We start from the raw sequence: 8,681 nt of genomic DNA on the forward strand, positions 1-8,681 counted from the left end.
TATCTGTTGTCAAACATATGTTTTGTATATGCCTCATTGACCAAGATAACAGGATAGCGAAGCTTTCCTTGATTTTCTACTGCTCTGATCCTTGTTACACCCGCAGTTGTTTCTTCAGTGGCTCCTAAAATTTTCAGATTTTTAAATCGTTTATCAAAATGGGCTTTGATGTTCATATCAGCGCCATCATCAGTGAGAATTGCTGGACTGTGTTTCAATACCTGATCAATACACCAATCATATTCTTTTACTGATTGCCCATGCCAAGAATAAACATGAATGCCTTGAGAAGCCAAAAATGCAGCAATGTCATCTTGTGTGGTTAAAGGATTCCCGCCACAACATGCGACAGTAGCTCCTAATTCTTTTGCACCCATTAGTAAAACAGATGTCTCTTTAGTAATGTGAAGGCAAAATCCCAAAGTAATTCCTTTTAGAGGTTTTGTTTTCTTGTAACGGTTAATGGTATTATCAAGAATTTGCATATGTGATCTGGCCCATTCATAAGATAATTTTCCTTCTCTGATTAATTTTGGACTAGATTTTACTTTGCTCAACAAATCAAACTTTCTTTATTACTATAAAATTCTATCATGCGAATGTAAATAAATGACAAGAATCACACAAAAATATTGACTTGGAAGAAAATTGCAGATAAAGGCACCGTAGAAGCAGGAAAAGGAAAAGCATTCAAAGTAGATGGAAAACAAATTGCAATTTTTAATCAAGATGGATATCATGCAATAGATGATCTATGTGTTCATCAAGATGGATCTATTGCACCAGGAAAACTTGACGGAGATATTGTAGAATGCCCACTTCATTTTTGGCATTATAATATCAAAACAGGAGAACTGACAGACTATCTTAAAGATGTTAAATTACAAACATATCCAGTGGAAGCCAGAGATGACGGAATCTATATCGACATTTAATCATAAAATTCCCCTATAAATTAAAAAAAGACAGTTCAATTTAGGTAGTAACTTATGTAATTTCAAAAAATCACAAAACAGAGGAAGTTACATCTCTAGTGCTAGTATGGGTTATGTTGGACACCGATTATTATCCTGTAATTGTATTATGCCAACAAAATATATTGAATACTGTGTGTTCAAAATGAGCAAAATATGATTGGATATCAGGCATAAGTTTTATTCTTACATCATTTCAAAAAATATTGTTGAATGAAAAAATCCTAGACGAGATTAAAAATCAAAATTATTTTGAAATTACTGATATTATCGAAAAATTTCTTTTAGAACAAATTGATAAGACTCATGCAAAAGGAGTTATCTTAGGATTAAGTGGGGGGATAGATTCAGCAGTTTTAGCTTACATTTGTAAAAGAAAATTACAAGATAAAACCCTTGCATTGATAATGCCAGATACATCAATTACTCCAAAATCAGAAACAGAAGATGCACTCAAAATGATTTCACTTACTGGGATAGAGTATAAGCTAATTGACATCAAGCCCATTATAAATGAATATTCGATGTATCTTGAACCAAATGAGAAAGCAAAGGGGAATTTAAGGGCCAGAATTAGAACAAATATTTTGTATTATTATGCAAATTCTAAGAACTATCTTGTATTAGGGTCTAGTGATAAAAGCGAATACCTGATGGGGTATTTCACAAAGTTTGGAGATGGGGCATCAGACATTACACCAATTGTTTCATTATACAAACTACAGGTAAGAGAAATTGCCAAATATCTAGGAGTGCCAGAAATGGTGATTATAAAGAAAAGCAGCCCTCATTTGTGGAAAGATCATGAAGCAGAAGAAGAATTAGGAGTATCGTATGAAGAAATAGATTCTATTTTGTATTGCCTGTTTGAAAAAAAGATGTCAGTTGATGAAACTGAAAAAACCATTCAAATTGATAAAAAAATAATTGAAAAGATAAATCAATTGCACATAAACAGTGAACATAAAAGATTGCCATCACAAAAACCAGATAGAGTTTAGAATGAAAATCCAAGACACATTATCAAAGGCAGTGCAAGAAGTAGACGTTTCAAAAAAAGTCAAAATATACCTTTGTGGAGTGACAGTTTATGATGAATCTCACATAGGGCATGCAAGAACAATCATTGTTTTTGATGTGCTTAGAAAATATCTTGAAAGCAAGGGAATAGAAATTGAATTTATTCAAAATTTTACAGATGTAGATGACAAAATCATCAATCGCGCCAATGTAGAAAATAAAACTGCAGAAGAAATTAGCACAAAATATATCGAAAATTACTATAATGACTTTGATGGGTTAAACGTAAAACGTGCAACAAACTATCCTAAAGCAACGGAGCACATTTCTGAAATTATAAAATTCATAGAAAAATTAATCGAGAAAGGAGTTTCATATCAAACAAAAAACGGAGTCTATTTTTCAGTATCAAAATTTCCAGAGTATGGAAAACTATCTAAAAAGAAAATCGATGAGCTCCAATCAGGAGCTAGAATCGAGGTAGATGAGGAAAAAAAGGATCCATTAGACTTTGCAGTATGGAAATTATCAAACAAAGAACCGGTATGGGACAGTCCTTGGGGAAAAGGACGACCCGGATGGCACATTGAATGCTCAGCAATGAGCATAAAGTATCTTGGAGAGAATTTTGACATTCATGGAGGAGGAAGGGATTTGATATTTCCCCACCATGAAAATGAGATTGCACAGTCTGAATCATTTACAGGGAATCAATTTGCAAAAATCTGGATGCATGTAGGAATGGTTACAATTAAGGGAGAGAAAATGTCAAAATCAATAGGCAATGTAAAATCAATTAAGCATGTTTTAGAAAATTGGGGACCAAACATCATAAGACTATTTTGTTTGTCAGGACACTATTCAAAACCCATTGATTATTCGGAAGAACTGCTAAAAGAGAATCTGATCAAATGGAGACAAGTTGAAATATGTCATTATGAGTTGATGCATGCAAACAATGAAAGTGATGAAAAAATAGATCAAGTCGTAAATAAACTAAGCACCGAATTTGATAATGCGTTGGATAATGATTTCAATACACATTTGGCATTATCTGCATTTTTCCAGTTAGTAAAAGAAGCAAACAGGTTAGCTGCAGATGAAAAACTAGGTAACGAAAATACCAAATTGATTAAAAAGGAATTAAAAAGAATGTCAGAAATTTTAGGACTGTTAATTCCAGAAATTACAGAGAAGCAAAAGGATGAAATTAATCAGATGATCATAAAAAGAGAAAAAGCTAGAAAAGATAAACGATTTGAAGAAGCAGATAAAATCAGAGGGAAATTAAATGAAATGAATGTGGAATTAATTGATCATAAAGGAAAAACAATCTGGATGATCAAAGAAAAGATAAAGGCTGAATAAAGAAAAGAATTAAGGATTAACCATTGTTAGTTTGCCCTCAATTCTGTCATAGTATCCATTTTGGTCCATAGCAGGAACATAAAATGTTGCAGAAATTACATCTCCAACACCTGTATCACAATCTGTCACAACAACAGAATAACCTAAAACAGATTCACCAACACAGCCATAATCAGTAACAGCAATGACCGATACGTCTTCAGTAACTAGTGTTGGAACTATATTCCAAGGAGTTAATGTGAAAACGAGTATTACTGAAGTGGCTGCAGCTAAAATTAACATGAATTTTAGCAGAGGTGTTTTTGTTTGTGTGGTTTGTTGCATTTCTCCTCATTATGATTTATAATTTGCAGGATATAACCAACAAGAGATTTTTTGTCTAGTGCCAATTAATTCAAATTTTACAATCGCAGCCTTTCTGTTTTAAAATTTGAATTTGTCTAGAGGGTGAATCAACGAAAACATTCTGAATTGAAAGCCCATTTGCTTTTCTCTTGTCTAATGGGCTATGATGAGAATAACCTCTACGAGTCATCTCAAAAACCAATTTTTCGTGCCTGAAATATAGAGCTCTTAGTTTCCCTTTCCAACGAACAGTCTCAGGATGTAAAGAATAACCCTTCTTATTTTCAGTAATTACTGTCCACATAGCATGAAGTTCTCTATGCTCGCCTAACAGATGATTTCGACATAATTTTCTTGGCGAAACATCCCAAATTCTCATTTAGTATCATCCATAATCCTATTCAAACCAAAATTTTTTGCAGTTATGGCATTTTTTTTTTGAAGCAATTATCTCAGATGTAGTTACAGCTTTAACTTTTTTAGAACCACATGTAGGACACCTTAATTCTGTCAAAATATCAAACATCCTTCATTCTTTTAGAATAATCATAATTGAAAATTTTTTCAGGAGTGATTTCAATTGCTACTTCAGTTTTTGCATTATTTTTTAAATACTCTGATAAAATAGATTTTTTCTCTCCAAGGTATTTTGCCATCAAAATTAAAAGAATTTTTTCTCCATCCTCAGGTATAATTTTTGCAATACCATTACCACGAGTTCCTTTGTATGGAGGTTTGTCCGTTGCAATCTCAAAACCACATTCAGGGTTATTTAGCAAGTATGAGACAATTTTTGAAGAACTTTTAGTTGCACAATATATTTTTCCATTAATTTGCTCATACCATAGAGAAATAATATTTGGAGTTCCATCAGGTTTCAAAAAAGCTAATCGGATTGGAATTTTTTGATCAGAAATCAAGTGATCAAAACTAAGTTTATCCATTTTTTGCATTAATCATTCACCAGATCTTCCAATTACTGATTTCGTATAGCAATGATCACAAGACCATTCATGAAATGTCTTGCCACATGATTTGCAAGTTGAAAATATTCTTAATTCCATATTCGTATATGGTTTTAATCATATATAACTAGTGTTAATTTTATAAACTGGTGCCAACTTACCACTAGGAATGATATTTATCACTAGTTAAATACAATTAGCGCGCAATAGCCACATGGCAGAAGAACAAGAATGGGCAAATCTACTTGCTGAAGTTTTTGACAAACTAACTGAAAAACATGCCTCAATCACTTATGATTTTGACGATCTAGAGATGAAAGGTAAAGTGGAAAAAAACGGCAAAGTTGTTCCAACAGGTACAGTTTCTCTTAAAGGGAAATTGACAATTACAGCAAAATGAGGTTTGTGAGAATGGTCAAAAATAATCTCCCAACCAATTTTTTATCTTACTTACAAAATGGAAATCTCAAAATATCCACAGATGATAAGCCTTCAATTCATTTTAGTGTAAGTGGCAATCTAAAAGTAATTAACATAATTGATCTTCCAATAAAAATTCCTAGAAAACAGGGAATTATCAAAAAGCTTTCAGAAGCTAAAGAATTAGCTAAAAATATGAACAAGAGCGGAATGACTTTGGAAATTCAACTACAAGGTAAGACGGTGTTAAAAATTGGTAAAGATGCAAATCCCAAATTAGCTAAAATTGTTACATTAAGCAGCCATATCGAAATTAGAGATTTGAAAAAATTAAAGAGATTAAGTGAAATTCTTTGAAAAAAATTGTTTTCTTTGGAATTGGTCTTTTGATTATTGTTTCAATTAATCCTGCATTTGGTCATAAGCTCATTCCACATGATGATTCCCATAGAGATTTTGATACTGCATTACAAATTCCTGATCATAAAATTTCATGGGCAATTTATGAAAACTTAGGCACAAATGAAGCAAAATTTTATACGTTTGATGCCAAACAAGGAGACCCATTCTATGCGAGTATTGTAATTCCAAAAATAGAAGGGTTGGAAAATTATTCTCCAACACTCGTATTAATGAAAGAAGATAATTCAAACATACAAAAAATTATTTATGAAAAAGGATTTCCAGGAAATGAATTCTATGAACCATTTGGTCAAGTGACATATTGGGAAAGACAGGAATTAAAAGCAGAAATACCAGACAATGGAAAATATTTCATTATTGTCACAGACGAAAAAAATCAGAGTGGAAAATATAGTTTGGCAGTTGGGACAATTGAAGATTTTTCAGGTGAAAATATGTTTACATTATTACCCAAAGCATGGTTAGACACAAAATTATTTGTAAATGATTATGTTTCAATAGGAATTTTATTTGTGATTATTTTCATGCTGTTTACTATTCCAACAATAATCATAATAAAAAAAAGAAAAATGAAAATAAAAGCTTAAGCTAATTTTAGAAAATTTACGCACAAAAAAATTAGTTCAGTCTAATTAGTTTTGTCTAATTTTCGAGTTGTTTAATAGAATTAAAAACCAAGTAATTTCATGAATGCATGGAATAAATTTTGGAATTGGTATGAAAATAAAATTCTTGGAAGCATAATTGTAATTGCAATTATTCAATTCATTCAAGTACCTCACATGATATGGAATGCAGACATTATGTTAGAAACAGGTCTTGTTTCAAGAATACACCCTGTAATTGATTGGTTCTTGTATGGTGTAGACTTGATTGAAATTATCTCAATTGTAAATGTAGGAATGATCATGTTTAGTTTGCTCAAGAAGAGAAAATCTCAAAAGAAACTAGCCGCAAATGCAATATGACTAATCTTTTGCATTCCAAATAACACGTTGAGGGAATGGAATTTCTATTCCATTATCATCCAAGGCTTTTTTAGCAACCTTGAGTAAAATTGGGCCTACTTGATCCCAATCATCTCTAGGATGCCATACCAAAATTTCAATATTTACGCTAGAATCAGCCAACTCATTGATTCTAAATTCAGGTTTAGGCAACATTAGAACGTATTTCATCGATTTACGAATTTCTTTATCCATTACAGATATTGCACCATCAATATCTTCTTTGTAAGCAATTCCAATCATAGCCTCAGTTCTTCTTACAGGAGTGGAAGATAATGAACGAATGTTTGAAGTGAAAAAAGATTCGTTAGGAATTCTAATTATAGTTCCATCAAATTTTTTGACACGAACAGAAAAAGTGCTAATATCTAACAAAGTGCCAGAAACATCAGAGCCAGGAATCTCGATCTTATCTCCTTGTTTTACAGGTTTTTCAATCATCAAGAAGATTCCTGAGATTAAATTAGAAACAACAGATTGAGTTGCAAAACCAATTACAATACCAAAAATTCCTCCAGCAACAAGCAGTCCAGAAAAGTCAACACCTGTAGTAGATGTAAAAACCAAAAATGAGAGAATTATAATTCCAAAATAAATTAACTTGCCAAAGTTTTTTGCAGAATCTTGTGGTAATTTAGGAGCATAATATTTTGCAAATAATATCCGAACAGTTCGTGCAACAATTACGCCGACTGCCATGATAATTGCACCAATGAATAATGTAAGAAGCGTCAGCCCCCCAGTGATTTCTATTTCAGATAAACTGGATATGAATTCCAAAGCCATTATTCAACACCCATATCCATACGTTTTACAGTCTCTATTTTTTCATATGTTGGTGATAAAGTAAAATCAGTTTGAATTTTTTCAGAATTCACATCAATTATTTCAATGGTAAGTTTTTTCTTCATAACCGCAAATAGAGAGTCAAATATTGCTTTTGAGTCTTTATAATAAATGGAATTTTCAGACATTTGAAAAACAACTTTGCCAATACTGAGACCTTTAGATAATTGATTTTGAAGATTTATTTTCAAAACGGCATTAATGAAAGGAATGGAATCATCATATGATTCAACTATCTCAGTTTTGGCATACTTACACAAAGTGCCAGATTCAGGAGGGCCATAAAGACAGAATCGAGAATTTAGAGGATCGCACGTGAAACAATCCAAAGAGTCCTTATGATTATCATGTACAAGGAAAACACCAATTTCAATAGGACAACGTAAGAAAACAGTTGCAGAAGAATCTTCAGACAAAAAGACAGGCGTGTCAATATCCAAATACATGAAAGAAGTTCTCATAGCAGGAAAATTCAAAGGCCTGATTGGACACAATTCAACTTGAAGTTTAGACGATTTGATAGGAATTATCTTCTCAATCAAATCGTCTTCAGAATCTCTTCTTGTGTATGAAAACACATTTTCACTGATTTTTTTAATTTTAATCTCGATATTTGGGAGGTTTAAGTCTAGAAATTCATCAATATCATATAATCCATAATTTGAAAAAGTATCATCCATAGTTTCAGCACTCATCTTTTCAACATTAACAATAAAATCTCGAATTTAATCTCTTGTATCATAAAAAAATAATGTATTTAAAAATAGAAAAGAAATGGATTTTACTCCAAATATAGAGGAATGCTAATGCTTCCAAATGCTTCACTTACTCTAAAGTAGTAATCCCTACTTGAATCATATTCAAAAGTAGTTCCACCACCACCAATATTTGGTCCAAAGAAGAAGTTGAAGAATTTTGGTTCCCCCGGTTTTAGTACCAACTGACCGTTTGTAAAGTCCATCTGAGAGTATTTGTAATCAGAATTACCGTTTGTAACATCATAGTTACAGATTGCAGGTCCAGTACAAAACAATGCCTCGTTTTGATTAGAACCAGTATTTTCAACTAACATTCTAAGATAAAGCATTGCTTGACCAGAAGAGGTAATTTCAAAACTACTTCCTTCAGTATCAAGTCCTGCCCAATAGTAAGTTATTGGACCTGCTTGAAAAGACTGAGAAATCAGCTTGTACTCATATGAGGCAATCAAATGTTTTGCAGATCTTTCACAGTTGAGTCTATCATAGGCCTTGGTTATTTCAGCACATCTATTCAATTCTGCCTGAAGTAATCTTAATTCTGAATCATCAGAG

13 protein-coding genes and 1 pseudogene are annotated in these 8,681 nt (G+C 32.1%); 7 read left to right on the top strand and 7 right to left on the bottom strand.

Features of this window, described 5'->3' with window-relative positions:
• On the bottom strand, positions 1 to 557 hold a 557-nt coding region (locus OEW78_RS08765; RefSeq protein ID WP_300326930.1), incomplete at its 3' end, for an adenosylhomocysteinase.
• A gap of 75 nt (positions 558 to 632) precedes the next feature.
• On the opposite strand from OEW78_RS08765, the gene OEW78_RS08770 reads away from it, so the two are divergent.
• From OEW78_RS08770 to cysS, 3 genes are all read left to right on the top strand, one after another.
• Positions 633 to 935 (top strand): Rieske 2Fe-2S domain-containing protein, encoded by a 303-nt coding sequence (locus tag OEW78_RS08770; protein WP_300326931.1) that lies wholly within the window; start codon positions 633 to 635, stop codon positions 933 to 935.
• Between the two features lie 248 nt (positions 936 to 1,183).
• Complete coding sequence (locus tag OEW78_RS08775; protein ID WP_300326932.1) at positions 1,184 to 1,975, top strand: NAD+ synthase; 792 nt, start codon at positions 1,184 to 1,186, stop codon at positions 1,973 to 1,975.
• A gap of 1 nt (position 1,976) precedes the next feature.
• Entirely contained in the window at positions 1,977 to 3,362 is a 1,386-nt protein-coding gene (gene cysS, locus OEW78_RS08780; RefSeq protein ID WP_300326933.1) for a cysteine--tRNA ligase, read from the top strand.
• 9 nt (positions 3,363 to 3,371) lie between these two features.
• On the opposite strand, the gene OEW78_RS08785 is transcribed toward cysS, so the two are convergent.
• The 3 genes from OEW78_RS08785 to OEW78_RS08795 form a co-directional block, all read right to left on the bottom strand.
• Complete coding sequence (locus OEW78_RS08785) at positions 3,372 to 3,686, bottom strand: hypothetical protein (RefSeq protein ID WP_300326934.1); 315 nt, start codon at positions 3,684 to 3,686, stop codon at positions 3,372 to 3,374.
• 70 nt (positions 3,687 to 3,756) lie between these two features.
• Complete coding sequence (locus tag OEW78_RS08790) at positions 3,757 to 4,086, bottom strand: pyrimidine dimer DNA glycosylase/endonuclease V (RefSeq protein WP_300326935.1); 330 nt, start codon at positions 4,084 to 4,086, stop codon at positions 3,757 to 3,759.
• A 139-nt stretch (positions 4,087 to 4,225) separates the two neighbouring features.
• Positions 4,226 to 4,660 carry a pyridoxamine 5'-phosphate oxidase family protein gene (locus OEW78_RS08795; RefSeq protein ID WP_300326936.1) on the bottom strand — a complete coding sequence of 145 codons (435 nt, stop codon included), beginning with the start codon at positions 4,658 to 4,660 and terminating at the stop codon, positions 4,226 to 4,228.
• A gap of 226 nt (positions 4,661 to 4,886) precedes the next feature.
• Here OEW78_RS08795 and OEW78_RS08800 point away from each other — a divergent pair, with 226 nt between their 5' ends.
• The 4 genes from OEW78_RS08800 to OEW78_RS08815 all read left to right on the top strand — a co-directional run bounded on the left by OEW78_RS08800 (position 4,887) and on the right by OEW78_RS08815 (position 6,483).
• A complete protein-coding gene (locus OEW78_RS08800) occupies positions 4,887 to 5,072 on the top strand; it encodes a hypothetical protein (RefSeq protein ID WP_300326937.1) in 186 nt (61 codons plus the stop codon).
• Positions 5,073 to 5,083: 11 nt separating this feature from the next.
• Positions 5,084 to 5,449, top strand: a complete 366-nt coding sequence (locus tag OEW78_RS08805) for a hypothetical protein (RefSeq protein WP_300326938.1) — start codon at positions 5,084 to 5,086, stop codon at positions 5,447 to 5,449.
• Positions 5,446 to 6,102 (top strand): hypothetical protein, encoded by a 657-nt coding sequence (locus OEW78_RS08810; protein WP_300326939.1) that lies wholly within the window; start codon positions 5,446 to 5,448, stop codon positions 6,100 to 6,102. The genes OEW78_RS08805 and OEW78_RS08810 overlap by 4 nt, the downstream gene beginning before the upstream one ends.
• Before the next feature lie 99 nt (positions 6,103 to 6,201).
• Positions 6,202 to 6,483: a hypothetical protein gene (locus OEW78_RS08815; protein ID WP_300326940.1), complete on the top strand. Its 282-nt coding sequence runs from the start codon at positions 6,202 to 6,204 to the stop codon at positions 6,481 to 6,483.
• Here the strand turns inward: OEW78_RS08815 and OEW78_RS08820 are convergent, their stop codons facing one another.
• From OEW78_RS08820 to OEW78_RS08830, 3 genes and pseudogenes are all read right to left on the bottom strand, one after another.
• Complete coding sequence (locus tag OEW78_RS08820) at positions 6,484 to 7,308, bottom strand: mechanosensitive ion channel family protein (protein WP_300326941.1); 825 nt, start codon at positions 7,306 to 7,308, stop codon at positions 6,484 to 6,486.
• The gene (locus OEW78_RS08825; protein ID WP_300326942.1) at positions 7,308 to 8,063 is read right to left on the bottom strand and encodes a DUF432 domain-containing protein; all 756 of its coding nucleotides are present in this window, start codon (positions 8,061 to 8,063) and stop codon (positions 7,308 to 7,310) included. Before OEW78_RS08825 ends, OEW78_RS08820 begins: the two co-directional genes overlap by 1 nt.
• A gap of 86 nt (positions 8,064 to 8,149) precedes the next feature.
• Positions 8,150 to 8,681, bottom strand: a pseudogene (locus tag OEW78_RS08830) (peptidase); the annotation flags it as partial.

It is taken from the genome of Candidatus Nitrosopumilus sp. (assembly GCF_029882185.1).
Taxonomy (GTDB): Archaea; Thermoproteota; Nitrososphaeria; order Nitrososphaerales; family Nitrosopumilaceae; genus Nitrosopumilus.

What these genes read in the sequence shown, in the direction of transcription:
- cysS (WP_300326933.1), top strand. Translation starts at nt 1,977, where the DNA reads ATGAAAATCCAAGACACATTATCAAAGGCAGTGCAAGAAGTAGACGTT.
- OEW78_RS08785 (WP_300326934.1), bottom strand. Translation starts at nt 3,686, where the DNA reads ATGCAACAAACCACACAAACAAAAACACCTCTGCTAAAATTCATGTTA.
- OEW78_RS08790 (WP_300326935.1), bottom strand. Translation starts at nt 4,086, where the DNA reads ATGAGAATTTGGGATGTTTCGCCAAGAAAATTATGTCGAAATCATCTG.
- OEW78_RS08795 (WP_300326936.1), bottom strand. Translation starts at nt 4,660, where the DNA reads ATGCAAAAAATGGATAAACTTAGTTTTGATCACTTGATTTCTGATCAA.
- OEW78_RS08800 (WP_300326937.1), top strand. Translation starts at nt 4,887, where the DNA reads ATGGCAGAAGAACAAGAATGGGCAAATCTACTTGCTGAAGTTTTTGAC.
- OEW78_RS08805 (WP_300326938.1), top strand. Translation starts at nt 5,084, where the DNA reads ATGGTCAAAAATAATCTCCCAACCAATTTTTTATCTTACTTACAAAAT.
- OEW78_RS08815 (WP_300326940.1), top strand. Translation starts at nt 6,202, where the DNA reads ATGAATGCATGGAATAAATTTTGGAATTGGTATGAAAATAAAATTCTT.
- OEW78_RS08820 (WP_300326941.1), bottom strand. Translation starts at nt 7,308, where the DNA reads ATGGCTTTGGAATTCATATCCAGTTTATCTGAAATAGAAATCACTGGG.
- OEW78_RS08825 (WP_300326942.1), bottom strand. Translation starts at nt 8,063, where the DNA reads ATGAGTGCTGAAACTATGGATGATACTTTTTCAAATTATGGATTATAT.